We start from the raw sequence: 26,207 nt of genomic DNA on the forward strand, positions 1-26,207 counted from the left end.
GCATTCCCGGTCCGGTCCAGGTGCACGAGCGCCGCGTCACGACTCGGGAGGGGTTTTCCCCAGGGGTTGAGCGGTACCCGGCCGGGTCTGCCACCATGTCCGGGGAGGTACGGATGGGCACGGACAACAGGAACCGCCGTCAGGCCGCGCGCAGGAAGGAGCGTGAACACAGGCGCCACCGCTCGGCGGCACAGACCGGATCGGCCACGGGGCCGCAGACGGGTTCCCAGCCGGGGTCCCGGACGGGGCCGCCGCCGTCCGGACAGTACCGGCCCGGCGACGCGGAGCAGGTCCTCGCGCTGGTCGGCCAGGCCGTCCAGGCCTTCCACCACGGGCGCCCCGGCCCCGCCCAGCGCGTCGTCGGCCTCCTCGCGGACGGTCCCGCCGGGTGGCGTACGACGGTCGACCGGATCCTGTTCGCCGAACTCCAACAGGCCGTGGCCCAGGTGTGGCCCCGGGGCTGGCAGCCCGCCGAACTGGTCCGAGGCGCCCGCCGGGAGACCGGGACCGTGGGCTCCGACCTCACCGCCGACCTGGTGGTGGCCCAGTACCGCAGCTACGCCGCCGCCCGCGTCGCCCCGGAATGGGCCGAACAGGTCCGCGCCCTGGGCGAGCCCTGGTGGGGGCGGGACGCCGACCACCCGCAGCGGTTCGCCGAACGCCACAGGCTGCGGCGTCCCGCGGCCGTGGACACCGCGCTGCGCGTCCTCACTTTCCTGTACGCCGTCCCCGCGCTACAGGTGCTCTGCCCCCTCCCGGGCCACGCCCGCACCGTCTCCGCGGGCGCCGCCACCCGGGCCGACCCGGCCAAGCTCGCCCGCATCCGCGCGCTCCTGGCCAAGGCCGAGGCCACCGAGTTCCCCGAGGAGGCCGAGGCCCTCTCCGCCCGCGCCCAGGAGATGATGGCCCGGCACAGCATCGACCACGCCGCGCTGGCCGCCCAGGCGGGGACCACGGGCGACACCCGGGGCCGCCGCCTGCCGGTGGAGGCGCCCTACGAACAGCACAAGGCCTCCCTGCTCTCCGTGGTCTCGGAGGCCAACCACTGCCGCTCGGTGTGGCACAAGGACCTCGGCATGTGCACCGTCATGGGCGCCGCCGGGGACGTCGACGCCGTCGAGCTCCTCTTCACCTCGCTGCTGCTCCAGGCCACCAGGGCCATGCGCCAGGCCGGCGCCACCCGCGACGCCTACGGCCGCTCCACCACCCGCTCGTTCCGCACCTCGTTCCTCACCGCCTTCACCGCGCGCATCGGTGAGCGGCTGGCGGAGGCCGCCGTCACCGGACGCGACCGGGCCGTCGACGAGTACGCCGAGTCGGGCACCGACCTGGTCCCCGTCCTGGCCCGCAGGGAGCGCGAGGTGGAGGAGGCGTTCGCCGAGGCCTTCCCCGAGCTGGTGGAGGTGCCCGTGGCCAGCTCCTCCAACGCCGAGGGCTGGACGGCGGGCCGGGCGGCGGCCGACGCCGCCGACTTCGGCGTGCGGGACCGGTTGGGCGGGTGAACCCGACGGTTTCCGGGCCGGGGGCCCGTGCGGTGGGGATCGCGGTCCCTCGGGCGGCCTGCTTCGTGCTCACCGGCCCTGGTGAGGCAGGGGGCGGAGCAGTCGATCGCTCCGCCCCGGGGGCCTTCCGGACAGGGTCCGGCCTCCTCCAGGCGCCCTGTGGAGGGGGTGCGTCAGTCGCTGGGACAGGTCTTGCACCGCCTCTGCGCCGAGCGAGAGGTGTCGCCCTCCGTCGCCTGGAGCGGTTGGCCCTCACCGATCCGCAGCCACTGCTCGGCGGCGGCCTCGGGGATCCAACCCCATCCGGGGTGCTCCCCGGAGCGGATACGGGGCTCGTCGTTGTGCCAGCACCCGACCTTGTGGGCCATGTCGGTCGGGGAGATCAGGATGGCGTTCGGTCCGAACGGAAGGGTGTCCATGTCGACATGATGTCGATCGTCCGCGGGGTCTGACCCAGGACCAAGGTCCTCTTCTTCCACGGAGTCCGGCGATCGTCCCGACAACCGGTGCGGGACGAGGCCTCGTGGCGGACCGGGAGGGGCGCCGCGCGGACAACCGGACAGAGAACAGGGAGCGCCGGCCCGGAGGTGCGCTCGCCCCCTGCGCCGCGGCCTCCTACAGGCCGGCCCGGTCCAACTCCGTGAGGAACCGCCGCTTGCGCCGGTGCTCCCGGCGCAGCCCGGCCACGAACTCCACGGCGTCCTGCGGCCGTCCGAGGCGCCCGTACAGTCCGTGAACCCTGCGGGCCAGCTCGGCCGCCCGCGGGTAGAGCACCGTACTGGTCAGTGCGACCAGCCGGGAGACCTCCCGCACGTACACGTCGAGGGAGTCACCCGGATGCTCGTTCTCCCTCAGTTCCGCGAGCCTCAACCACTGCTTGTCATCGCAGCCGTGTGCCGTGGCGGCCTCCCACGCCTCGTCCCCGCTGCCCTCCCAGAGCAGTACCTCCACCAGGGGGCACGGGAAGTGCCGGGTGCTCCGCCTGGCAGCCGACCTCCGCAGCACGGCCAGGGCCTGGCCGCGGACACGGGGCCATTCCCCCGGCGCCTCGTCGTCGCGCAGCGCGCGGTAGCTCTCCACGTCGGGCGAGCGCTCGAACACCTCCCAGCGCACCCGACGCAGGTCCTCCCACCTCTCCGCGGCGCGGTAGGCGCCCACGACGTGCTCCACGAGCTGCCCGTCGGGGCGTCCCTCCTTCTCGGCCAGCCCCTGCTCGGCCCACTCCAGGGCCTCGCCGTCGCGCCCGGCGGAGAGCAGGGCGTCGACGATCGCCGCGTGGTACACCCCCTCCCGGCCCTGGGAGTACACGCGCACGAGCAGGTCCACGTCGCCGCTGACCCGCGCGAACTCGGCCATCAGGAAGCGCGAATCCCAGTCGTCGGCGGGGCGGTCCGCCCCGATGCCGGCCAGCCTGTTCCCGTAGTGCTCCAGCCCCGCTTCCCCCAGGACCCCGGCGTAGGACTCCAGCAGGAGTTCGGGGACGCCCGATCCGTTGAGCTGCCGGTCCAGGAGCCACTCCGCCAGCTCCACCGGATCCGGGGCCGCGTTCGCGCACGCCTCGACGTGCGCCTCCACGACGCGGAGGGCGGCCTCTCCCACCTCACCGTCGGAGTCGTCGGCGAGGGGCAGGTACTCGCCGAGCCGCTCGACCGCGTACCGGGAGAGTTCCTCGGCCGTGTCGTGCAGGCCGTCCTCCAGGAGCCGTTGCAGCTGTTCGGCGACGTCGGACACCGTTTCCGCGTATGCCGGGGCCTCGCGGTAGTCCACGAGGTCGTCGATGCGCAGGGCCCGGTCGACGAAGGCGCGCAGGGCGGCCATGGTCATATCGCCGCCACCGGAGCCGGTGACGGCAGCCGAGGCCGCGCGCACCTCCAGTCGGCGTTCGAGCGCCTCGTCGGTCCCGGCCGCCGACACCAGCAGGTCGACCAGGTCGGCGTGGGCGAGCGACTCCAGGTAGGCCCGGATGTCCGGCGGGGCCGCGGCGGCGGGGACGGGCGTCCCGCGCTCCACCGCGGAGAGGTACACCAGGCCGAGCGCCACGCAGTGCTTGCAGAAGTTGCCCTCCTCCGCCCACGGGCAGTCGCACTCCCAGGACATCCGGGACCGGCCGGGCGTGAGTTCCACCCGGTAGGCGTGGGTTCCGGTGACCGTGCCGCGCACGGTCGCCCTGTCGGTGGACAGGCCCTGCACGGCGGGGACGTAGGAGGCGCCGCGGTCGTAGGACTTCCGTCCGGCCAGTTCGAGGAGTTCTTCACGGGAGAAGGCACGCATCCGCCCATTGAACACCGGATCCGGCGCACGGTCCCGCGAACCGCCTCCGCTGTGGTCGCCCCCACCGGAGCCGCGCGCCGGGTCACGCAGGCGCGGTCAGAGCAGGGCATCCAGCGCGTGCAGGGCCGCGTCCCGCCGCAAGCGGTCGTGGAAGTGCTGGTTGCGGTAGTTGCGCAGGCAGCCGTAGCAGGACGTCTCGGAGCCGCAGTCACAGGAGCCGACCCGCGCCCGGGCGGCTTCGAGGACCTCGGGGAATGCCGACGCGATGCGGGTGGCACCTCCTGCGCCTCCCGGGACCGTGTCGAACAGAACCAGTGCCATCGTGCCCGCGGCCCGCCTGAAGGTCGCACCGTCGATGTCGTCACGGCTGATGTCCAGAGCCGAGGAGGCTCCTTCGAGCAGCGCGTACAGCAGGGAGTAGCGGGTCTGGTCAGGGCTGCGCCCGATGTCGAGACGGCCTCCGAAGGAGATCTCCACGATGTCGGTCTCGTACCGGTGGGCGAGGGACAAGTGTGAGAGCGGACCCGAGCACGAGGACCCCTTCAGGGGGTTGGCATGTTCGGTCGGCACCTTGCCGCTCGCCGTCCCCGTTCCCCAACCGCACCAGCCGCAGATCCGGTACCCCTGTCCTGCGGGGCCGTCGGAGATGGCCACCAGCTCACCTCGGCTCCCCGCCCTGCACAGGACCTCGCCGCCGCCCGGCAGCGGCCAGACGTGGTCCTCGGGTTCGGCGGCGAGCCTGAGCACGCTCGTGAAACCGTGCCAGGAGCGCTGCGGCGGTGTCGTTCCGGCCGGTTGCACGGAGGCGCTCGCGACGAAACCGAACTCGGGGACGATGTACTTGGTCCGTCCGCCCCGGGCCACCACCCCGCAGGCCCGGCACACGCCGTCGAGGGGGTCCTTGGACTCGTCGTAGTAGCCGCAGGCCGTGCACACACGGTAGTGGTGAGGGTGCAGCTCCCGTCCCGGGAGGCGGTAGACCCCCGCAGAGGTCCACTTCTTCCCGCCCGCGATGATGGAACCCCCCGGGGCGTACTCGTAGATGGCCGAACTCAGGTCCCGGGCCAGCTCCAGCCTCCTGCCGACCGGTTCCCCGGAGTGATGCGTGCGCAGTTCGACCGTGTCCACCGGGAACCCGTACTTCGGCAGCACGTTGCGGGTCGCGAGGAAACCCAGGAGCGGCCTCTTCACCACCGTGTTGATGGTCTTGCCGAACCGCTCCGCCAGAGCGTCCCTGCGGGCCTCGAATGCCTCCACCCGGCGGCGTTCGAAATCCTCCACGTCCTGATCGATCTCCAGACGCAGGGTTTCCAGGAGTTCGGTGAGTCCGTGGACCCAGCCCTCGCCTTCGACATCGATCTCCTCGGCGATCTCCTCCGGAAGGATTCGTCGCAGGGCGTCGGTGACATGCTCGGGCACGGGGGACAGGTACTCTCTCACCCGGGTGACAGGGGCCCGACCGCCCTCGGTGTCGCCCAGGAAGAACTGGCCGACGGCGCCCCAGGACTCACCGGTCTCCTGGAACCAGTGGCGGAAGAACGCTGCCAGCGCCACCGAGTGGGCGTGCCGCCGGTCGATCCGGACGTTGGCGAGAGGGACGTAGGGCGCCCGCACCTCCCCGGAGATCATCTTCTCCGGTTCCTGGTAGCGGAACAGGTCGTGGGAGCGGCGCTGCGCGTAGGTGACCACCAGCGCCGCCGAGTCGGACCTCCGCCCGGCCCTGCCCGCCCGCTGCACGTAGTTCGCGGTGGTGGGCGGCATGTTGCGCATGAACACCGACTGGAGTTCGCCGACGTCCACACCGAGCTCGAACGTCGTCGAGCACGAGAGGGCGTTGACACGGCCCTTGACGAACTCCTGCTGGATGCGCGCCGCCTCCTGGGCCGACCACTGGGCGGTGTGCTCCTGCGCGGAGAGCGGGACCGGGTTCAACGTTCGGTAGAGGTGGCGGTAGTGATCCGTGTCCTTGTCCGGGTCCGGGATCTCGTAGGGGTGCAGAGTCCCGGGGCAGTTCATGGTCGGGCACACACCGCGCACCGACACCGGGTGCAGGCGTCGGCAGGCATCGCACTGGTAGGGGGTGGCCTCCGGAGTCACCAAGGACAGCTCTAGCCCCTCATGGTCCACCTGGAAGACGGTCCCGAGGCCCCGGACCTCGGACGGGACGAGCCACCCCTCGGACGTGGACCTGAGTAGCTCCCAGACCTTCTCCAACACCATCACCGGGTTCGCGGTCGCTTCCAACCGCTCCAGCACCCGGCGCAGGTAGTTCAGCCGGCGGTTCTGTCCCGAGGTCGGCAGCCAGCTGATCACCTTGCGTGTACGGTCCGCCCCGGTCTGGCGCACATAGACGGGGCCCAGACGAGGAGCGAACACTTCGTCGTCGGCGGCGACGTCCTCGGGCATGGTAAGCGCACCCTGCTGGCGCAGCGTGCGCACCAACTCCCCGAACAGGTCCCACACCTCATTTTCGGCCAGCCCGAGACGGCTGGTGAAGGCCGGGGGCAGCTTCACGCCCTCGGGGCGGGTCATGCCGACCCGCAGGAGGCCGCGTCCCTCCAACGACTGGCGGTCGTCGGTGCTGACCAGCTCGCTCATCACCCAGGGAGCGACCGTCGCCGTGCGCTGACGCCTGGACACCTTGCGGTCGAACTGGCCCGCGTTCTTCGCGGTCCGCGCGGTTGCGTCGACGAGGTCGTCCACCCGGAGATCATCATCGGGGTCGTGGATCTCCGTCATCCCGTCCAGGATGAGTCGCCGACGCTGGAACAGCTGGTAGCTGCCCTCCAGGTAGGGGGCGAAGAAGGCCGCGGACTGGCGGCTGTCGTTGAACATCAGGAGTTTGCGGCCTCCTCCCGGCTGGTCGGCGACCCTGTCGTCGGCGTCCTCGGGCAGGGCCTGGTACAGCGCCGTGGCCACGACCGCGGCGGAGGCGTCGTTGCCGCTCTCGAACCGGCGAAGGGTGTGGGTGCCGAGTGCACCACAGCTCAGGCACCGGGCGGCCCGGTCACCCCGGGTCTTGATCAGGCGGCCTTCCCGCAAGGAGCGCTCGGTGCATTCGACCGCGCACGCACCGGTCGGCGACTCCGACAGCGTGCCGCAGCCGACGCACAGGTAACGGGTCTGAGGGTTGATCTTGTGCGGGGCCTCCAGGGTGTCGTCATCGTCGTCGAGTGTGATCGGAGTGCTGCCCAGGTGCAGCCAGTCGGGGGCCTTCTGGTGGGGGCTCTGCGGCAGCAGCCTCAGCCCGGCCCCGTAGGCCTCGATGCTGCCGACCAGGTACAGGTCACCGCAGCGCTTGCAGGACCCGACCTCGAACGCGGATGCCGAACAGGCGGGGCACGTCTCGTGGCGGGCCAGCGACACGTGCGGACCCTGCTCGGTCAAACACGTGAACGCGCCGTCGGTGGCGCGGGTGAACAGGTGGTAGCGGGCAGACAGGAGCGGATTGCCGTCCGCGTCGCGGATCGCACTCGCCAGCGCGACCAGGTCGGTCAGCACCCGCAGGCGGTCGGCTGCGGTGAGTTCCCCGCCCGGCCCTTCGGTCCCGGGGACGGCCTCGAACAGCTCCTCTGCCAGCTCGTCTAGGGGCCGGGGTCCGCCCCGGGCCAGGAGAACCCGCAGGTGCTGGATCCGTCGCTCCCCGGCCAGGAGGGCGAAGGGGTCGGTGCCCTTCGCACCGTGCTGCGAGGCCACCCCTCGCAGAGCCAGGCCCGGATCGTCGGCTCTGCGGACGGCCTGGTAGTCGAGGGCGGACAACGGCCCCCACGTGGAGTCGGGCACGGTGTCCCGGTGGGTGGCCCGGATCAGGTCCTGTTGCGCGGGATCGCCGTCGTCCCACATGAACGGGGCGTCGAAGAGCCGTTGGGCGAAGGTCGTCACCGCCCCGGGGTCGTCGCCGACGGTAGCGCTGGTCGCGATGCACTGGAGCTCCTGCCCCGGGGCGACGCGGTCGCGCAGCCTGCGCAGGAGCATGGCCAGTTCGGCGGCCTTGGCACCGTCGTAGACGTGGGCCTCGTCCAGGGCGATGAACCGCCAGTGGCCGGCGTGCTCGCCCTCGAACAGGTCCAGGTCGGCGGGACGGAGCAGCAGGTACTCCAGCATCGCGTAGTTGGTGAGCAGGAGGTGGGGCGGGTTCCGCCTCATGTGTTCACGGCTGAGGAGTTCGTTGGGGAGGGGGGCGCGGCCCGGGTGCAGGGCACGGAAGGAGTCCAGCGCCTGCCGCTCGGTCTCCTTGGTCTCCCCGGTGTAGCGGCCGAAGGTGATGTGGGGGCTGTGCGCCAGCAGGGTTTCGCGCAATCGCTTGAGCTGGTCGTTGGCGAGTGCGTTCATCGGGTACAGCAGGATAGCCCGGACACCCGGACCGAGTTCTCCGCGTTCATGCTGGGCCTCGAGCTCGTTGAGGATCGGTAGGAGAAAGCTCTCGGTTTTGCCCGACCCGGTTCCGGTGGCCACCACGAGGTTGCGGCCCTCGCGTGCCTTGCGGATGGCCTCCTCCTGGTGCGTGTACAGCGGCCGGTCCAGGTGGACAGCGGGACCTGAGAGCGAGCCGAACCCGGGGGAGAGGACCCCCTCGGTGATGAGTTCGCGCGGCGTACGCCCGGTCTCGTAGGAGGGGGTGGCCTCCAACAGCGGTCCCTTGCTCAGCAGGGGACTGTCGGTGATCTGGTCGGCGAGGGCCTCGGCGAGCGCGGTGTCGCGCACCGGCAGCAGTGAACGCAGGTAGCGGCGGTAGCCACCGCTGATCATCGCGCTCACGTCGATGGGGTCGATCTGGGAGGTCATCGGGTGTGCTCCTTGGTGAAGTGTGCGCGCTCGGCCCCGGCGAGGGTGAGTTCGGCCAGGACGATGTCGATGCGGACGAGGTCGGGCGCACAGCGGGCGAGGTCCCCCCAGACAGCCCGCTGACTCCGGACGAGGGAGGTGAACGAGGGCTCTCCCCGTGCGGCCAGCCGGGCAGCCAGAGCCAGGGCGAGTGAGGCGGCGGGCAGGTTGCGCCATCGGGCGGCGCCCGGAGCGTGGCGCGGCTCCAACAGGGTCAGGGCCCGGCGTCGGTAGGGCTCTTGCAACCGCTTGACCAGGTGGAGGACGGCAGAGGTGATATCCGAGGCGTCGCGCCGCATGCGGTGCAGTTCGGACTGGTTGCGTGCGGTGAACAGCCCCAGGGCGGCCTGTGTACGCGAGTCCTCGTCGAGCAGCGCGCGCGGTACGACCCGCGCAGCCTGCCAGATCGCGGTGACCTGGTCCTCGGGCATGCGGGACAGGTGTTCGGTGTTGGCGTCGAACCTGCCCGAGCCCGAGGCCGGGTCCGGAGCGCCTCGGAGGAGGTCCGCGGCGATGGAACCGCACTGCTGCTCCATCTGCTCCAGGAGTTCGACGTGGTCGGGGTCGGCGGACGCGGCATCGACCAGGGGCATGAGGTTGCTGGTGGCCAGGGCAGCGGCGGCGGGCAGGCGGTGCCACAGCTCCGCTGCCTGCCGGGTGGGAACGCGCTCGCCCGCGGGCACAGCTGCGAGCCCTCCGACGACCAGTGCCCACACGCTCTTCGCGGCGGACAGTTCGGCGCTGCCGTGTGCCAGGAGCGCAGGCAGCGGGGTGTTGCCCAGTGCCGCGGCACAGGCGTCGACCCGCTCCCTAGGCACACCCGACCTGATCAGGAGGTCCGAGGAGCCCAGCACCCGCCACAGGCGCACGGCGTTGTCGTGGGTGAGGGAGAGGGTGTCCAGACCGGTACCGGTCGCGAAAGCGGCGCACAACCGCTCCTCGTCCGGGTCGGAGCCCGCGGGGCGGCCGTGGGCCTCGCAGGACAGCACGTTCGGGTCTCTGATGGTCGGCCAGTGCGGCCAGTCGGTAACCGACCACGGGTCGTCGACGGCGAGAAGGAGGCGCATGCGCCCCGCATCGTGCAGTTCCTGTGGAAGCCGGATGTGCCCGTCGGTGGAGACGGGCAGGACTACAGGGGGCCGCCACGGTGCGCCGTAGGAGTACACGGCCGCGCTGACGTCCTCGATACCGGCGAAGCCGTCGAGTTCGACGACCCCGTCCCGAAGCTCGGCACCGCCGGCCAGCCGCCGGGGGCGCACGACGGCGACGGGGACCGGTGCCGTGCCGTGGCCGATCAGCAGCCGCAGGTGGCGCCGTGCGGCGGCCGTCTCGACGACCTGCCCGAGCGGATAGCGGTGGGTGTTCGTTCCCAGGGTGGCGTTGGAGCTCACCCACTGGACGACGTCGTCACCGTGCAGGACGCACAGCGGGCCGGGCCGGACTCCGCCCTCGGGCACGCGGACGAGCAGGTCGCCCGCCTCCGAGATGGACTCGCAGTCCAGGCGGAGCGGTTCGGCGCGCCACTGCGGGGCCCGTTCTCCTGTGGTCAGCAGGCGGATGTGCGGAGGCTCCACGACGAGGGGGAGCACCGACGTCCCGGCACGGACCGATACCGGGTGCGCCGACTCGTCGTGGCCGAACCGCAGGTGGTTAGGAGCGGCCTCCGCACCCTCCGGAGCTGTCAGGTGCGTGTCGGAGCTGACCAGCCCGCGCGTGTCGAGCACGCGTACGTCCGGCGTGTGTCGGGCGGCAAGTCCCTCGGCGACGGTGACCTGCCGGCTCAGCCCGCGGCCCAGCGGACCCCGGACGTGCACCATGAACGAGCTCACCACGGGGGAGGGCAGGTCGTTGAACAGTCGCAGGTGGTCACCGGACCGCGCACGGGTGCGTGAGACCAGGCGCCCCTCCTCCACCGACCGGGTCTCCACCAGCCACTCCACCGGCGCACCCTCCGCCTCGGGCAGTACCACGACGGGCAGTTCGGCGTACACCGGAGCTCCGTGCGGAGTGGTCACACCGGTGACCGGTGCCGGAAGCTCCAGCCGAGGCCGCTCTCGGCCCTGAACGTGGTGGGAGGGCCCGTCCGCGAGCCGCACCCAGTCGTTGCGGCGCAGACGTGCACGGAGCAGTGTCCAGCCCTCCCAGCCGTAGGGCACGTCGAACTCGCCGAGGTCCTTCACGGCCTCAGACCGGACGAGCGCGTGCGCGGTCGGGTGGAGTACCCAGACCGGTCCGGGCGGCAGCGCGAGGTCGGTGCTCACCAGAGCACCGGAGTCGTCGAAGATCAGCAGCGGGTCCGCCGGGTCGATGAGGGGCAGCTGTTCACGCGATCCCACTCCCTGCGCGGTCACGCTCACGGTACGGGTGGGGCGGGGCAGGGCGAACACGGTCTGCTCGGCCGCTCCCGCTCCCCAGCGGCGGTGAGCACGCACGGTGCGGGTTCCGTCGTCGGTGGTGACCTCCCACAGCACGTCCAGGTTGTCGCCGTCCTCGACCGTGGGCAGGACGACGTGTACGCCGTGGACAAAGGGATCCAGGTGGATGCGCGGTCGCGTGACGCGCGGGCGGGCGGCAACGGAGGCCTCGTGCTTGGGGAGCGCACCGCGGGAGGCCGCCCGTTCCAGCGCCTCTCGGGCGGGCTGCTGGAAGCGCCCGGGCAGTCCCACGTCGCGGGCGCTCGCGGAGGGATCCTCTCGGAGGGCGTCGAGCAGGTGCATGCACCGCTCGATGGTCTCCAGGGCGTAGTCACCGCCCGAGAAGATGAAGCGCTGGGCCGGGATGTCCAGGTCCTTCAGGCGATGGTGGCCCGAGACGGCCCACTGGTGGAATCCGTGCGCGTCGGAGCCCGGGGCGACAGCGGCACGGTGCAGCAGCAGGTCGAAGAGGTCTCCCAGACAGTACGTGGGGATGCCCGAGTGCATGAGGATTGGTCCGACGTACTTGTGGTTCATACCGGGGAAGGCGTCCAGACCCAGGATCTCCAGCGCGCGCAGGAAATTGTCCCCCCACGCTCCGCTGTCCTGCCGGGCCGAGGACACCCCGGTGGTCTTCCACAACGGCGGCCAGAAGGTACCGCTGCCGTAGCGGCTGGTGGCGGTGCCGACGGTGACCGCGGCGGTACAGGCGGGCCACCGGTGCAGGGCGGCCTTCTGGTACACGTCGAGCTGGGTGCTGAAGACCTTGCCCAGAGCCCGTGCGGCTTGGTCGAGCTCCCGCTGGTTGAACGGGGCCTCGGAGACGAGGGAGACCGATTCCAGGCGGGGACGCCACTCGGATTCACGGATATTGAGCAGCTGCTCGGGGGTGACCTTCGTGGCATTGGCCGGGGGCTCCTCCTGCTCGAAGGGCAGAGGCAGGGGCATGGACATCGCCGGCTCCAGGGGGTGTCGTTGGCGCTGCGTGTTATCTCCGATGCAGTCAACATAGAAGTAACGTGAAAACATTGTCAACCCGCAAGCTCTTGTGGTGTACTGTCCTCAGATCACGAGAGGAGGCCCTTGATGGTGGAGACCTCACAGGTCACTGCGGCCGACATCGCACGGATCGCGCAGGTGAGCCGGACCACGGTCAGCAACTGGCGCAGGCGCCACGGAAACTTCCCGCAACCCGTCGGGGGGAGCGGGAACCGATCGCTGTTCGACCGGGCTCAGGTGGAGGCTTGGCTCGCCGGAGGCGGGCGCCTGCCCGAGAAGAAGCCTCACGAGCGCGTCTGGGAGCAGGTCTGCGCCGTCGCCGCGCGGGGCGGGGACCTGGGAGATGTCGTGGCCGTCGCCCAGGAAATGTTGCTCGGTCTGTTTCGGAACGGTGCTGGGGGTCTGTCCCAGAACGACACGGCGGCCGTTGGCACGGCAGAGGAAGTGGCCGGGGAAGCCGTGGAGGCGCGGCTGGCCGCGCACCCGGACGGGCCCGGTCTCGTCCACGCCGTACGGGAGGCGGCCCCGACACCGGAGCACGCCCGTGAACTCTCCGAACACCTGCATGAAGCCTACCTAGCCGCACTGGGCGGCAAGGCGCACATCACCCCTGAGCCGCTGTCCCGCCTGATGGCCGACCTGGCCGGGGTGCGCGGCGCCGAGGTGTTCGACCCCGCCTGCGGAACCGGCACACTCCTGCGGACGGCCGCGGAGGAGGGCGCGGTCGGCCTGTACGGGCAGGAGGTGGCGGTGTCCACCGCGCGCCTGGCCCGCGCGCGGGTGGGGATGGTGTCCACCGGCGCACCCGGTGGGATCGCCGAGGGCGACTCGCTGATCGACGACGCCTTCGCTGAACGCCTCTTCGACGCGGTGCTGTGCAACCCGCCCTTCAACCAGAAGGCCTGGGGGATCGAGCAGCTCGCCTATGACGAGCGCTGGGCCTACGGGGTGCCGCCCCGCGTCGAGTCCGAGCTCGCATGGATCCAGCACTGCCTGGCCCACACCCGCCCCGGCGGCCGGGTCGTGGTGCTCATGCCCCCCGCGGCCGCCTCCCGGCCCTCGGGCCGGCGCATTCGCCGGGAACTGCTCCGGCGGGGCGCGCTGCGGGCCGTCGTCGGGCTGCCCGCGGGAGCCGCGGCGCCCGTCCATGTCGGACTGCACCTGTGGGTGCTGGAACAGCCCGCCGCAGAGGCTGCGGAACCCCGTGTGCTGTTCGTCGACACCGCGATCGATACCGGTGAGACGGCGGACGGAGACAGTGACGGGCGCCGTCCCGTCGAGTGGGAGAGGGTGCGCGGGGTCATCGGTGATGTCTGGCGGACCTTTCTCACCGAACCGGCCAGAGCCGAGAGCGTCCCCGGTTTCTGCCGTACCGTGCCCGTGATCGAACTGCTCGACGATTCCGTCGACCTCACCCCCGGCCGCCACCTGCCGCTGGCCGTGCTCGAGACGAACGCCGAGGAGGCACGGATAGGAGTCGGCAAGGTGCACCGAAGAACCCTGCGCGCCCTGGAGCGCGCACGTACGACCGTCCCTGGGGAGACCTGGGGCGAGCGGGAGGCCGCGGAGTGGCGGATGGTGACCGTCGCCGATCTGGCCCGTTCCGGTGCGCTGGTCCTGTACCGGGCCTCGACGGCGGCATCCGGGCTGTCCTACTCGGAGGAGGAAGCAGGGGGAACCGGTCTCCGGGTGCTGACTCTGGGCGACGTCCTCGGTGACAGGGAGCCGAGCGGACGCCTGGCCGAGGGCTCGGGGGACACAGGAGGCTCCGGGGACGCCGGGGAACCGGACGCACGGGTGGAGATCCGGGCCGGTGACGTTGTCGCCCCCTCCACACTCGCGAGGAGGGACCTGTCCCGGGCCCGGGTCGCCACCGACACCGATGCCGGGGCACTTCTGGGGCCGAACCTGCACCTGCTCAGACCGGATCCGGCGCACATCGACACGTGGTTCCTGGCCGGGTTCCTGGACGACGAGGACAACCTACGCCGCGCCGGACAGGGGTCGACCATCGTCCGGGTCGATCTGCGGCGGCTGCGGTTGCCTCTGCTGTCGTTGGACGAACAGAGGCGCTACGGCACCGCGTTCCGTGAGCTGCACGACTTCCGGGCCGAACTACGGCGTGCCCAGGAGGTGGCGGCGGACCTGGGTGAGCGCCTGTCCAGCGGGTTGCGGTCCGGGCTGCTGGCACCGCCGTCACCACCCCCTGCCGAACAGGAAATGGAGCCCCCGCACATCCGCCAGACTTGAGACACACCCCGCCCCTCACCCCTCAGACACACCCCTTCGGAATGTGCCTGACTCTGTGCCAGAAGGTAGTGGGCTCCCAGCTTGCGATCGATCAGGCGTAGGTTCTGTGTCTGCTCCTCGAAGAGATGGATGAGGCCCTGGTCGATCGAAGCGACCTCCAGACGCTCTGCCACCTCGTTGTCGGCAGCCGATGATTTCGCGTCAGCAGCAGGAGCGATGCCGTCGCCCGCAGTGGAATGCTTCCTTTCCACGAACGGTTGTCTGGGCACCAGGCCGAACAGGATTCGGGAGGGATCGGGCATGTCGAGTCCATCCGCGATCCGCTCGATCAACTGCAATGAGCTGACCGTTCGCCTTCCGCTCAGGATCTCGCTCACCCGACCTTGAGCGATACCGGTCGCCGACGCGATCCGGGTCTGACTCACACCATGGGCTTGGGCCAGACGCAGCAGACCGGCGATATCGCGCTCACGTAGGACCCGCCGTGTCTCCTTCCATTCCCAAGACCGGGCCGGGATGGTGATTTTCTCCCAAGAGCAGCTGGGCAAAGCTTCCATCCCCTCGGCAGTCGACGTGGACACGGCCTCGATTATCTCCGAGCGGGATATCCACCAGGAATGGGAGGAGCGGTGCCCGTAACGGGATCGTCGCCTGTGACGCAACCTCCCCGCTCCATCGCGAGCGCCGTCACAGGAGCCTGTCCATGGACGTTCCCCTGATTTCCGAGACCCTGTCGACGTACATCGGCACCGACACCACCCTGCGAGTGAAAATCCTTGACGCCTGCGGCATGACCTGCACCTTTTGTCACAACGAGGGCACCCCTGTCGTGGTCGACAACCGCAACCGCGGGCCCAGTCCTTTTCTCACCTCCGGTAGCTCAGGGCGGATGTCGATCTACGCCGCCACCAACGGCGCCACCTTCCTGCCCGCCACCGTCCCGGCCGACGAAGGCTTCATGGCATGTACCGGCTGGGTGACCACATGGGCTTCACCGAACTCCACCTGACCGGAGGCGAACCCACACTCCATCCACGCCTGCCCGACCTGGTCCGCCTCGCCTCTGGGCAGGGATACCGGGTGTGCATGACCTCCAATGGCGAGAACGGGGCCCGACAGATCCCCGCCTGCGCTGACGCCGGACTCGACCGCGTCAACTTCTCCATCTTCGGCACCACCCCGGGCGAACTCGCCCAGGTCCAGCACGCCCGCTTCCGCGACCAGGCCAAGGCCGCCGCCAAGATTGAGGCCCTACACGCCTCCATCCAGGCCTGTGTCGACCAAGGGATCCAGGCCAGCGCCAACATCGTCGTCCTCGACCACACCCACACCGACCGCGTACACCGGATCCTGGACACCTACGCCCCCGAACTGTCCGTGCGCCTGCTCAACTCCCTCGACCACGGGCAGGAGTCCATCGACGCCATCGGCGAGGCTCACCACCTCACGCCCGGGGTCTCCGGAGCGCGTACCGCCTACCGCATCGACGGCGGGCGACGCCGTATCCACGTCAAGTGGATCCGTCCGGTACGCCTGCCCGCCACCTGCCAGGGGTGCTGTTTCAACAACGACACCGACTGCCAGGAGGGCTTCTACGGCCTTCGCCTGTACCGGGACCGCTACGGGCGCTACCTGGTGGGCTTGTGCCTGCAGCGCATGGACTTGTGGCAACCGCTCGAGGACTTCCTCAACGGTCCGGTCAGCACCGAGATCCTCGGTTTCCGTCAGGACGACCATGACGGGCTGGTAGCCGTTCACCACGGTCACACCATTCGTCCGAAGACGCCAGCACGTACCAAGGAAGGGAATCCCAACCCATGGGTGAGATCGAGTACGAGGCCAAGGTCCTGGACATCGATGCCGATCAGGTGGCCCGATTGATCCTGGACAAGGGTGGTGTGGAGGTCGGTGAGGCGTTCCAGCGCCGCTACGTCTACGACATTGAGCCCGGCGATGCCTCCCGGTGGGTGCGTCTGCGCGATACCGGCAGCGAGGTGACGCTGACTGTCAAGGAGATCGATTCCGACGCCATCGGTGGTACCCGAGAGACCGAGACGGCCGTTGGTGACTTCGCCACCGCCAACGCGTTGCTGGGCAAGCTGGGCTACGCCTCGAAGGCCTACCAGGAGAACCGCAGGCGCAGCTTCACCCTGGACGGTGCTGAGCTGGAGATCGACTCCTGGCCCCGTATCCCCGCTTACCTGGAGATCGAGGCGGGCAGTCGTGCTGAGGTGGTGCGTATCGCCGCTCTACTTGGCTATGGCGAGAGCGATCTGACGGGGGAGAACACCACCAAGGTCTATGCCCGCTACGGCATTGACCTGGCCGCGATCACGGATCTGCGGTTCTAGGAGCGCTGACGCCAGAGCGCTGTGTGCCCACCGTACGACGGGCACACGGCGTGATCGGTGATGTGAGGACGACAAGCGAAAAAGGGTGATGACTGTGGCTCGCACCGAGTACTACGACGACCCGGCGGCTCCCGTTCCCAACAGTCTGGTGGTCGCGGCCAGTGCGGCCGTCGTCGACGACGAGGGCCGCCTGCTGTTGCTGCGACGGGTGGACAACGGGCTGTGGGCGATGCCGGGCGGGGCGATGGAGATAACCGAGAGCCTTCCGGAGGCGGCCGTGCGGGAGGTGCGCGAGGAGACCGGCTATGAAGTGGAGGTGACCGGGTTGGTGGGCACCTACACCGACGCCCGGCACATCATCGCCTACAGCGACGGTGAGGTGCGCCGCCAGTTCAACGTGTGTTTCCGGGCCCGGGTGGTAAGCGGTCGCCTGGCGGTGAGCGATGAGTCCCACGAGGTCCGCTGGTTCGGCCCCGAGGAAGTGGCGGGGCTGGAGATGCACCACACCCAGCGACTGCGTGTGGAACAAGCGCTGGCCGGGGGCGCTTCCCACGCGGGCTGATCCCCGTTGCACGGGACGCCTCGGGTAGCGTTTTCACGCTGGTTGTCAACGACAGGACTGGGCCCGTCCCCCGGCACTCCTTCACGGAGACGGGTGAGTCTCCTTCGTCCCTCCACCAGCACACACGGAGGGGGCCGCGCACCGGCGAATCCCAGGGTCTTCCACGTGTGGGTCAGTGACGTCCCGACGCGGCGGCCTTCTTCTGGCGGTCGCGCCTCCGGGTGACCACGGCGATGGCCACTGTGGTGGCCAACCCCAGGACGGGCAGGGTGATCCAGGTGATCGCCCATGTGAACTGCCGTCTTCCGGCGCTGTCGGCCACGTACGTGGAGGCGAGACCGAACTCGGTGTTCCTGTTGTCGCAGCTGATGTCGTAGGTGCCGCTCTCGGTGACCTCCAGGGTCTGGACCAGATGCCACTCCTCGGCCCCGTAGTCGACGCTGCGCACATGGCGGCGTTCGCTCATGCCCGGCGTTCCAGAGGGGGTGGTGAACGAACAAATGCCATCGAACGACAGACCGTAGACCCCGATGACGTCGAGGTCTTCCTCATCGACCTTCAGTTGGGCCTCCAGGTTCGTGCCCACCTCGCTGATGAAGTCCGGTGCGGGGTGACGGACCCAGGGACCCAGCGCGAGCAGGACCCCGAAGACCACCAGCGTGACGACCGCGGAGACCAGGCTTGCGACGTAGCCGTCGCGCAGGCGTCGCCTGCGCGGAGCCTGCGGGGAGCCGGGGGACATGGAGGGGGAAGGGGAAGACATGGCCGACAGTATGTCAGTGGGTCACGACCAAAAGTGAGCGGCAAGTGAGCGATGCGTTTCGTGTGGGCGCACCGACATGACCCGAATCACCATGACCGGCAGTGTTCTCGGCACCTGCGCCTACATGTCCCCGGAACAGGTTTTGGCCGGTGGGGTCAACCTGCGTAGCGACCTGTACTCCCTGGGCTGCATCCTGTACGAGGCACTTACCCATCAGCCTGTCTTCTCCGCCGACTACACCCCCTTCAGGCTCCAGCGCGCCCACGTGGAGGAGGAGCCCAAGCCCCCTCCTTGCACCGCCCGGACCTGTCGGCCAACCTGGACCGACTGGTCACCGACCTGCTGGCCAAGGACTCCGAAGCCCGCCCCGTCTCCGCGCAGGAGGTCTACGACCGGCTCGTTCCCCACTTTCCCCAGACCGGTCCCGCCACCCCCGACAAGCCCCTGCCGCCAGGGGCACTGCCAGACCCCACCCGCCCCTACCGGCGGCCGATGGCACCCCGCCCCAAGACACCCGCACCTGCTCCGATCCAGCTGCTGCCGCCCACCCCGGTCGAGCCGACGGGCAACGTGATCCCGGGAATGGCACCCGGAGAGCTGGCCGAAGCCGACCGCCACGCGCAGGAACTCATCGACGAGGGCCGTTTCGCCCAGGCCGTAGGCGTCCTCGACGACGTCATCTACCCGGCGCCGGCAGCGCTGGGCAGCGAGTCCGCACAGGTCGTCGAACTGCTCTTGCTGCGCGCCACCGCCCTGCTTCTCAGCGACGACGCCGGACGCGCCCTTCCGGAGTTCACCGCCCTCGTCGGCGTCCTGGAACGGCAGGCGGGACGCGACGACGAACGCGCACTGCTCTGCCACCAGCAGACCGCCTACTGCCTGGCCCAGCTCGGTGAGACCACCCGCGCCCTGCACACCGCCGAGGAGGTCCTCACCCGTGATCAGAGCCGTCGGCGGAGAGCGCTCCGACGACGCGCTCGACCTGTGCCAGGCGATTGCCATGTGGCGGCTGCGCTCCGGTGACACCGGGCAGGCGGCGCGTGAACTTCACACGCTGTACGCTGACCTGCGCGCGCAGTACGGAGCCCAGGCCCTCGAGGCACTCCAGGTGGCGGAGATGCTGGACCGGCTGCGCGGACGCGGCACACCGTAGGGACAAACCCCCGTCCCCGTGATGTGCCCCCTTCGACCTTCACCCCCGTGGAAGGAGCCCTGCCCCATGCCTCAGCTCGCCCTGGGCGACCAGTTCTTCAAGAGCGGTGAGTACGACGAACTCCCCCCGAGCGCTCGGAAGAACATCCGCCTCGCCATGGAGAAGTTCGGTCTTCTCACCCCCGCTGAACTGAAGGCGGACAAGGGCCTCAACTTCAAACCGCCCTCGGGTAGGCGCAGCCGCAGCATCTTCACCTTCAAGGTGGACAACTTCTATCGGGGCGTTGTCCTGGCCCCCGAGAGCGGCGACAGCTACGTGCTGCTCAAGGTCATGAACCACGATCCGGCCTATGACTGGGCGAACAAGCAGGACGCTGGCGTCAACCAGCTCACCGGCGCGCTGGAGGTCTGGGACGCCGAAGGACTGGAGCGCCTCACCCCCGGCTTGGAGGAGCGCGCGGCTCCCACCGCTCCCGAACAGCGGCTGTTCGCCAAGGTCTCCGACGGGGACCTGAAGGCCCTGGGCATCGAGGACAAGGTGCTGCGGGCGGCGCGCACCGTCGTGGACGCCGACGCGCTGGTCGACGTCGTCCCGTTCCTGCCCGAGGACCAGAGCGAGGTACTTCAGTACCTCGCCGCGGGGTTCTCGGTGGCGGAGATCTGGCGCGATGTCGTCGCGCACCGGCCCGCAGGGGGAGCGGGCCACGACCTGGACACCGCCATCCGCAACACCCCTACCCGTATCAAGCTGGTCTCCGGGCTGGACGAGCTGGAGGAGATCCTCTCCCAGCCCTTCGCCGTCTGGCGCACCTTCCTGCACCCGGCGCAGCGCAAGGTCGCCTACAAGGCCAGCTACCCGGGCAGCTTCCAGGTCACCGGTGGCCCCGGCACCGGGAAGACGGTGGTGGCCATGCACCGGATCAAACACCTGCTCTCCTACGCCCGCCCCGGCGATCGGCTGCTGTTCACCACCTTCACCAACGCGCTCGCCGACGCGTTGGGCGCCGGGGTCGGACAGCTCCTGGACGACCCCCGCCACCTCGACATGCTGGACATCACGACCGTCAACGCCCAGGCCAGCAAGGTTCTCACGGAGGCTGCCGGAGGCAAGCCCCCGCACTTCATCACGGACGCCAAGGAGTTGGAGCGCTGGCGGACCGTCGCCGAGCTGCTGGAGCTGGACTGGACCGCCGAGTTCCTGGCCCAGGAGTACCGCCACGTCCTCCTGGCGCAGCGTCTGGACACCCTGGAGGAGTACCAGAAGGCCGCGCGCGGCGGCCGAGGCCGTCCGCTGAGCGCCTCCCAGAGGCAGACGGTGTGGCGGGCGGTCACCGCGTTCACCGAAGCCCTGGACGCCGACGGGGTGCAGACCCACCTGCGCGGCTGCGACCTGGCCGCCCGAATCCTGGAGGAGAAGGGGCCGCTGTACCGGCACGTGGTCGTGGACGAGGCCCAGGACCTGCACCCAGCGCAGTGGCGGCTGCTGCGCGCCGCCGTGGCCCCCAAGCCCGACGACCTGTTCATCGCGGGCGACCCCCACCAGCGCATCTACGACGCCAAGGTCTCCCTCAAGGCCCTCGGTGTCAACGTGGTGGGTCGTTCCCAGCGGCTGCGCCGCAACTACCGCAGCACCCAGCAGATCCTCTCCTGGTCGAGTCCGCTGTTGAACGGGGAGAAGGTGGAGGCCCTGGCTGACGGCGGAACCGAGTCCCTCGCCGGATACCGCTCGGCGCTCCAGGGGCCCCGGCCCACCACGCACGCCGCTGCCGGCCTGGAGGACGAGTTGGACGCCCTGGTGGCCAAGGTCCGGGATTGGCTCGACGCCGGGATCGAACCGTCCTCGGTGGCGGTTGCCGTCCGGTTCAAGTGGATGGGCAAGAGGGCGGTCTCCGTGCTTACCGCCGCCGGGATTGAGGCGTGCGAGCTGCGCGGGGCTGGCGACGACACCCCGGGCGTGCGAGTGGGCACGATGCACTCGCTCAAGGGACTGGAGTTCCGGTGCGTCGCGGCGGTGGCGGTCACCGACAGGGCGGTTCCCAACCCCAAGGCGATCACCCCGGAGGAGGTGGACCCGCTCCAGCACAGGACGGACCTGATGGCGGAGCGGTGTCTGCTCTTCGTGGTCTGCACCAGGGCCCGGGACCACCTGCACGTCTCATGGCATGGAAAACCGAGCCCCTTCCTTGTCGAGGCCGGTATCGCCTGAGCCGATTGAGAGGGAATGAACCGACCCCCGCCCTCTCCCCGGAGTCATCTTGGTTCTCCCGGATGGCTTCGGGTGAGGGCTTGCCGGGGGAAGAGGCAGCTTGTTCGCAGGAAAGACCGGGCAGTGGCGCCCGGTGGTGCGCGCTCGGACAGTGGGGGATGAGCACTGGCCAGTGGTCGGACCTGCCGTGTGCGGACCTGAGGAAGCCTGGGTGCATTCTGGCACTGGTGGCGGGCCGATCGACCACCCTGCTCGGGCGGCCACCGTTCCGAGTGCTCCAGCGACCATGCCCGCGCCTTCGAGCTCCAGGCCCTGAAACCGCACCTGGTGCGCTGGTTCGGAGAGAGCACCCAGTCCTGCTGGGTCGCCACCCCCACCGGCCTCACCGAGGACCCCACCCCGGTGCCCTGCTTGTTCTCCTCGAGCCCGCCCCTGCATTCGCTCTTCCCCGACCAGCGACCAGACCGATTCGGGAGCGGACCAGGCCGTCGGTTCACCCCCGAATCGGTGTGGCCCATTTGCGTGCGGGAGACAGCCGTGGGACCTCACGGAAAGAGTCCCCTCGTGCGTGTGGATAGGGTTCTGCGAGTGATCTATGTTTTCACCCTTGATTCGACCACTCGCCGTGGTATCAGCAAGAACATCGACATGCACGGGTATTTCACGCATGTGCTTCCCCCAGGGCTCCCCGACCCCTACCCCAAGGGGAACATCGCTCTTCTGTTCGTTCGCTATGACAAAGAGGAGAAAGGCATTCTTCCCGGGGTCTACCTGGAGAAACTGGGTGTCGTTCTCAACCCGAGGGGCGAGAAGGTCGCTAAGGTCGGGAAGCGCATCAAGATCGACCTCCTGCGATCCATCGGCGGGCTCCTACCGTTGGACACCCTGGTACAGAGGCTCGGCTTCGACCTCGCGGCCCGGTTGCGGGTGGCCACGAAGGCGGGTGTCTACCCTATGGCAAAGGAGGAGGGAGAACTCGTGCTCTCCGCTCTGCGGAGCACGTCCGACTGGTTGAGTGACCTCCTCACCTACTTGGATGACGTCCTAGACCGCGACCACTTGGACGAAGAACATCCCGGGGACGCGTTCCGGCTGGAGGAGCGGGACGCCCTCCGGGTCGCCGCGCGCATCGGAGGGTTTTCCAGTGCGTCCCTGGAGGTCTGGAAACGGCCCAGGGACGCCGGCGCTCCCTACCTCGCGGGCCTCATCCGCGAACCGACCGAACAGGCCCTTATCGAACAGGATGTACACCCGCTCGTGGACTGGGCCGCCGACCTCGGACAGCGCCGTCGCTCCGACATCGACGTGCTCACCGATGGCGACCGCCGACTGGAGATTGCGAACGTCAACGCCACCTCTGTGGAGGCGAGGCTGGGGACGGACCTGATCTATTACCACCACAACACGCGGAGCTTCGTCTTCGTCCAGTACAAGCGTCTTCCCTTTGGCGAGAAGCACATCTGGGTCGACGAGCGACTGAGATGCCAGCTGGACAAGTTGGAGCGGGTCGCCGCTCTCAGCGCCCAACCCGTCTCTTCCGAGGACTGGCGGCTGAGTAGCGACCCCTGTTTCGTCAAACTCGCCCAGTGGACACCCGATGACGACAGCCTGAGCATGGCCCCTACCAGGGGCCTGTATCTACCGATCTCCTATGTGCGCCTGCTCCTGGCCGACCCCCGTACCCACGGCCCCCGAGGCGGTGTGCGTCTCGGGTACGACACCGTGACCCGCTACCTGGCCAACACGGAGTTCATCGAGCTGGTCAAGACCGGTCTGGTGGGCACCGTGGGAACCACCGTGGAGGCTCTCGACAAACTGGTTACCGAAAGGGTGGCCGAGGGGCGCGGCGTCGTCGTCACGGTGGAGAGGAGCAAAGAGACCGCAGCCGATCGCCAGGCACGCAACCGCTCACGAGGAGGACGCCGCAAAAGGAGTACCTCCCCGCCCAAGCACAGGACAGAGCCCTTGTTCTGACGGCGCGAGCCCGGCATGGGGAGGTGTCGGTTCGGGGTCGCGCATCGGTGATCCTCTTCTCCGTTCCCGTTCGTAGGGAACGCATTACGGAAACGGTCTGCGGGTACGAGCCGTGCGGTTCAGGAACGATACCGGTGGGATTCCTGCAGGCTCGTGGCATGCCGCCCCGCAGACACGTCCACCACAACGGGCTGCCTCCTTTCCGTGTCGTATGGGAAGAGAGCTTGACGACGTGGAAATCGGCGACGCCCGGGCGAGGAATGCTGCGGCCCTCGTGGAGGAACGGCAGCGCCTTGCCCGGGCGTGAGGAGAGGGCCAAGGCCGCAAGGAAAGCGTCTGGCAGCAGTTCGGGGTGGAACCTGATTGGACACCCGAACTACGCGAGACGGTCGAGGCCCTGCCGTCCTCGCTGCTGGTGAACGCGGCGGGGACGGCACCTCACACCCGGCGCGGGAGGGCCTCCGGAGCCCCCGTCTACTCGGGGTCCTCCCGGTCCTGGCGGTCGGACTGCGGCGGCCGGGTGGTTCGTTTCGACCGGCGGCCGGGGAGCTTCGCCGAACCGGTGCGTGCCGGCAGCGTGCCGGGTGTCCCGGTCGGATGGTCCTGGTCGACGTAGGGATCGCGCAGCACGGGCGGTTCATCGAGGGCTTCGGGCTCGACGACGGTTTCCGAGGTGTCGTGCTCGTCCTCGTCCTGGCGGCGTTCGTACTCCTCCGGGGGCAGGACCTTCTTCCACGTGCGTGTCCGCATCGCCGGGAGTTCTCCGGCGTCCTCCCGCAGGGCCCGATGCATGGCGTACATCTGGAAGTAGCCCATCACGAAGAACGGGAGGCCGACGAGGACGATGATCTTCTCGAGCGCCTCCAGCCCGCCGGACCCGGAGAACACCAGCAGGGTGGCGGTCACCACGGCGATGGCGACGGCCCAGAAGATGCGCTGACCCAGCGGGTTGAAGTCCTCGTGGCCGTTGGCCATCGTGTCGGTCACCAGTGCCGCGGAGTCCACCGAGGTGATGAAGAAGACCACCACCAGGATGATGGCGACGACCGAGAGGAGCGTCGGGGCCGGGTAGTGCTCCAGGAACGCGAACAGCGCCCCGGGGACGTCTCCCTGTTCCACGACGCTTTCGACCAGGCCGCCCCCGCGGTTGAGCTCGATGTCGAAGGCGGAGAACCCGAAGACGCCGAACCACAGCACCGAGAAGCCGGCCGGAACGAGCAGGACCCCGGAGACGAACTGGCGGATGGTGCGGCCCTTGGAGATCCGGGCGATGAAGATCCCCACGAACGGCGACCAGCTGATCGTCCAGGCCCAGTAGAACACCGTCCATTCGGTCTGCCATCCGGTGTTGGCGAAGGTGTCGTTCCACAGGGCCAACTCGGGCAGGTTCATCACGTAACGGCCCAGTGACTCGATGGTGCCCCGGAGCACGAAGAGGGTGGAACCTGTGAACAGGATGAACGCCAGTACGCCCACGGCCATCCAGATGTTCACGTTGGACAGGACCTTGATACCGCGGTCCAGGCCCAACGCGACGGAGATCATCGCGACCCCGCCGACGACGCCGATGATGACCAGTTGCCAGACGGCGCTCTCCGGGACGCCCAGCACGCGGTGGATCCCGCTGTTGATCTGCAGGGCGCCCAGGCCGAGGGAGACCGCGACGCCGAAGACCGTGCCGACGATGGACACGACGTCGATGAAGACGCCGATGGGCCCGTGGATCCGCTCGCCGAGAATCGGCTGGAAGATCGAGCTGACACGCGGCGGCAGATTCCGCTTGTGGATGAAGTAGGCGAAGCACAGGGCCGGCAGGGTGAAGATCGTCCAGGTGTGCAGGGTGAAATGGTAGAACGTGAAGTTCATGGCATCAGCGGCGGCATCTGCTGTTCCCGGTTCGATACCCAGAGAGGGTCCCCGGGGCGGATCGCCGAAATGGCTGATGGGTTCGGCCACCCCCCAGAACATCAGGATGCTGCCGATGCCCGCGGCGAAGAGCATGGCGAACCAGGCCGGTCCGGAGTGCTCGGGAACCTCGTCGTGGGGGCCCAGTTTCACCCGCCCGAATCTGCCGAGGGCGATATAGATCAGGAAAACCAGGAAAAGGGTGAGGCCGAGGATGTAGAACCAGCCCAGGTTGGTGTACAGCCACTCCGAGGCGACGGTGACGGCTGCGTCCAGCGGGTCGGTGAAGACGATCGTGACGAGTACGAACGCGATGATCACACCGGCCGAGCCGAAAAAAATCGGCGGCGAGGTCCGCAACCGTAGGACGTCGTGCAGACGGGTCAGCATGTGATCCTTTCTTTGAACCAAGGCTTGTATCGAAGCCGGATGTGTCTCCTACCCCGCCTGAGCGTTGTTCGGCATGCCCGAGCCCGAAAAGATGGAGGTCTCCGACACAGGGGTCATCGACCGAGAAGAACCGGAACGTCCGGAGATCTGTGCACACCCTAACGACGACGGTGCGGCCAGGGTCACCCGACGCGCAGTGGCGTGTACGCGCTGTTGCGTCGATCGTGGCGCAGGGAGCCCCGACTCCTGGTGCCGTGTGTCGGGGTGCCGGGGCGGTGCCGGCGGGCGGGCGCGGGCACCTCGCCCGTCCACCCGAACGTGTCGGTGGTCCTGTCGCCCCGACGGGGACGCACGGCCACCGCGGGATCACGCGGGGAGGTGGAAGCATGAACCCAAAACCTGACGACGCCTCCGCCTTCGACCGGCTCCGAGAAGCAAGCGGGGCATTCGGTGGGGAAGGCCCGCACGAGAACTTCGCTCTGCGCGACGGGATTTCGGCTGCGGGTCACCGGACAACGGCAAGCCCGCCGACAGCGGGGTCGATATCCGCACGCAGGTGGTGCGGTTGTACCGGGAGACGGCCACGTCCTCCCCGAAGAGAACGGCCGGTCATCGGATCAAAGGACACCTTGGGATTTTCTCAC

General features: G+C 69.3%; 15 protein-coding genes and 1 pseudogene. 10 read left to right on the forward strand and 6 right to left on the reverse strand.

Annotated features, from left to right (window positions below):
• Window positions 1-113 precede the first annotated feature (113 nt).
• Window positions 114-1,502, forward strand: coding sequence for a DUF2786 domain-containing protein (locus ABZ234_RS06430; RefSeq protein ID WP_355011257.1), 1,389 nt, complete (start codon window positions 114-116; stop codon window positions 1,500-1,502).
• Window positions 1,503-1,675: 173 nt separating this feature from the next.
• Here the strand turns inward: ABZ234_RS06430 and ABZ234_RS06435 are convergent, their stop codons facing one another.
• The 4 genes from ABZ234_RS06435 to ABZ234_RS06450 form a co-directional block, all read right to left on the reverse strand.
• A complete protein-coding gene (locus ABZ234_RS06435) occupies window positions 1,676-1,921 on the reverse strand; it encodes a hypothetical protein (RefSeq protein ID WP_267949333.1) in 246 nt (81 codons plus the stop codon).
• Between the two features lie 196 nt (window positions 1,922-2,117).
• Complete coding sequence (locus ABZ234_RS06440) at window positions 2,118-3,773, reverse strand: DUF6880 family protein (RefSeq protein WP_355011258.1); 1,656 nt, start codon at window positions 3,771-3,773, stop codon at window positions 2,118-2,120.
• Between the two features lie 96 nt (window positions 3,774-3,869).
• Entirely contained in the window at window positions 3,870-8,558 is a 4,689-nt protein-coding gene (locus ABZ234_RS06445) for a DEAD/DEAH box helicase (RefSeq protein ID WP_355011259.1), read from the reverse strand.
• On the reverse strand, window positions 8,555-11,965 hold the full coding sequence (locus tag ABZ234_RS06450) for a hypothetical protein (RefSeq protein WP_355011260.1): 3,411 nt from the start codon (window positions 11,963-11,965) through the stop codon (window positions 8,555-8,557). Before ABZ234_RS06450 ends, ABZ234_RS06445 begins: the two co-directional genes overlap by 4 nt.
• Before the next feature lie 132 nt (window positions 11,966-12,097).
• On the opposite strand from ABZ234_RS06450, the gene ABZ234_RS06455 reads away from it, so the two are divergent.
• The 5 genes from ABZ234_RS06455 to ABZ234_RS06475 all read left to right on the forward strand — a co-directional run bounded on the left by ABZ234_RS06455 (window position 12,098) and on the right by ABZ234_RS06475 (window position 17,173).
• Window positions 12,098-14,260, forward strand: coding sequence for an N-6 DNA methylase (locus ABZ234_RS06455; RefSeq protein WP_355011261.1), 2,163 nt, complete (start codon window positions 12,098-12,100; stop codon window positions 14,258-14,260).
• Window positions 14,261-14,963: 703 nt separating this feature from the next.
• Window positions 14,964-15,269 (forward strand): hypothetical protein, encoded by a 306-nt coding sequence (locus ABZ234_RS06460; RefSeq protein ID WP_355011262.1) that lies wholly within the window; start codon window positions 14,964-14,966, stop codon window positions 15,267-15,269.
• On the forward strand, window positions 15,245-16,141 hold the full coding sequence (locus ABZ234_RS06465) for a radical SAM protein (protein ID WP_355011263.1): 897 nt from the start codon (window positions 15,245-15,247) through the stop codon (window positions 16,139-16,141). The genes ABZ234_RS06460 and ABZ234_RS06465 overlap by 25 nt, the downstream gene beginning before the upstream one ends.
• Window positions 16,078-16,611, forward strand: coding sequence for a class IV adenylate cyclase (locus ABZ234_RS06470; protein WP_355011264.1), 534 nt, complete (start codon window positions 16,078-16,080; stop codon window positions 16,609-16,611). The genes ABZ234_RS06465 and ABZ234_RS06470 overlap by 64 nt, the downstream gene beginning before the upstream one ends.
• A gap of 94 nt (window positions 16,612-16,705) precedes the next feature.
• Entirely contained in the window at window positions 16,706-17,173 is a 468-nt protein-coding gene (locus tag ABZ234_RS06475) for an NUDIX domain-containing protein (RefSeq protein ID WP_355011265.1), read from the forward strand.
• A 172-nt stretch (window positions 17,174-17,345) separates the two neighbouring features.
• Here the strand turns inward: ABZ234_RS06475 and ABZ234_RS06480 are convergent, their stop codons facing one another.
• The gene (locus ABZ234_RS06480) at window positions 17,346-17,936 is read right to left on the reverse strand and encodes a hypothetical protein (RefSeq protein ID WP_355011266.1); all 591 of its coding nucleotides are present in this window, start codon (window positions 17,934-17,936) and stop codon (window positions 17,346-17,348) included.
• A 91-nt stretch (window positions 17,937-18,027) separates the two neighbouring features.
• On the opposite strand from ABZ234_RS06480, the pseudogene ABZ234_RS06485 reads away from it, so the two are divergent.
• From ABZ234_RS06485 to ABZ234_RS06500, 4 genes and pseudogenes are all read left to right on the forward strand, one after another.
• Window positions 18,028-18,159 (forward strand): annotated as a pseudogene (locus ABZ234_RS06485) (serine/threonine protein kinase); the annotation flags it as partial.
• A gap of 68 nt (window positions 18,160-18,227) precedes the next feature.
• On the forward strand, window positions 18,228-18,959 hold the full coding sequence (locus ABZ234_RS06490) for a hypothetical protein (protein ID WP_355011336.1): 732 nt from the start codon (window positions 18,228-18,230) through the stop codon (window positions 18,957-18,959).
• Between the two features lie 196 nt (window positions 18,960-19,155).
• Window positions 19,156-21,294: a UvrD-helicase domain-containing protein gene (locus ABZ234_RS06495; protein ID WP_355011267.1), complete on the forward strand. Its 2,139-nt coding sequence runs from the start codon at window positions 19,156-19,158 to the stop codon at window positions 21,292-21,294.
• Between the two features lie 588 nt (window positions 21,295-21,882).
• Complete coding sequence (locus ABZ234_RS06500; RefSeq protein WP_355011268.1) at window positions 21,883-23,268, forward strand: hypothetical protein; 1,386 nt, start codon at window positions 21,883-21,885, stop codon at window positions 23,266-23,268.
• Between the two features lie 474 nt (window positions 23,269-23,742).
• Here ABZ234_RS06500 and ABZ234_RS06505 read toward each other — a convergent pair whose 3' ends face one another.
• Window positions 23,743-25,563, reverse strand: coding sequence for a BCCT family transporter (locus ABZ234_RS06505; protein ID WP_355011269.1), 1,821 nt, complete (start codon window positions 25,561-25,563; stop codon window positions 23,743-23,745).
• Between the last annotated feature and the right edge of the window lie 644 nt (window positions 25,564-26,207).

It is taken from the genome of Nocardiopsis sp. NPDC006198, assembly GCF_040613895.1.
Classification (GTDB): Bacteria; Actinomycetota; Actinomycetes; order Streptosporangiales; family Streptosporangiaceae; genus Nocardiopsis; species Nocardiopsis tropica.

What these genes read in the sequence shown, in the direction of transcription:
- ABZ234_RS06430 (WP_355011257.1), top strand. Translation starts at nt 114, where the DNA reads ATGGGCACGGACAACAGGAACCGCCGTCAGGCCGCGCGCAGGAAGGAG.
- ABZ234_RS06435 (WP_267949333.1), bottom strand. Translation starts at nt 1,921, where the DNA reads ATGGACACCCTTCCGTTCGGACCGAACGCCATCCTGATCTCCCCGACC.
- ABZ234_RS06440 (WP_355011258.1), bottom strand. Translation starts at nt 3,773, where the DNA reads ATGCGTGCCTTCTCCCGTGAAGAACTCCTCGAACTGGCCGGACGGAAG.
- ABZ234_RS06445 (WP_355011259.1), bottom strand. Translation starts at nt 8,558, where the DNA reads ATGACCTCCCAGATCGACCCCATCGACGTGAGCGCGATGATCAGCGGT.
- ABZ234_RS06450 (WP_355011260.1), bottom strand. Translation starts at nt 11,965, where the DNA reads ATGTCCATGCCCCTGCCTCTGCCCTTCGAGCAGGAGGAGCCCCCGGCC.
- ABZ234_RS06455 (WP_355011261.1), top strand. Translation starts at nt 12,098, where the DNA reads ATGGTGGAGACCTCACAGGTCACTGCGGCCGACATCGCACGGATCGCG.
- ABZ234_RS06460 (WP_355011262.1), top strand. Translation starts at nt 14,964, where the DNA reads ATGGACGTTCCCCTGATTTCCGAGACCCTGTCGACGTACATCGGCACC.
- ABZ234_RS06465 (WP_355011263.1), top strand. Translation starts at nt 15,245, where the DNA reads ATGGGCTTCACCGAACTCCACCTGACCGGAGGCGAACCCACACTCCAT.
- ABZ234_RS06470 (WP_355011264.1), top strand. Translation starts at nt 16,078, where the DNA reads ATGGGTGAGATCGAGTACGAGGCCAAGGTCCTGGACATCGATGCCGAT.
- ABZ234_RS06480 (WP_355011266.1), bottom strand. Translation starts at nt 17,936, where the DNA reads ATGTCTTCCCCTTCCCCCTCCATGTCCCCCGGCTCCCCGCAGGCTCCG.
- ABZ234_RS06495 (WP_355011267.1), top strand. Translation starts at nt 19,156, where the DNA reads ATGCCTCAGCTCGCCCTGGGCGACCAGTTCTTCAAGAGCGGTGAGTAC.
- ABZ234_RS06505 (WP_355011269.1), bottom strand. Translation starts at nt 25,563, where the DNA reads ATGCTGACCCGTCTGCACGACGTCCTACGGTTGCGGACCTCGCCGCCG.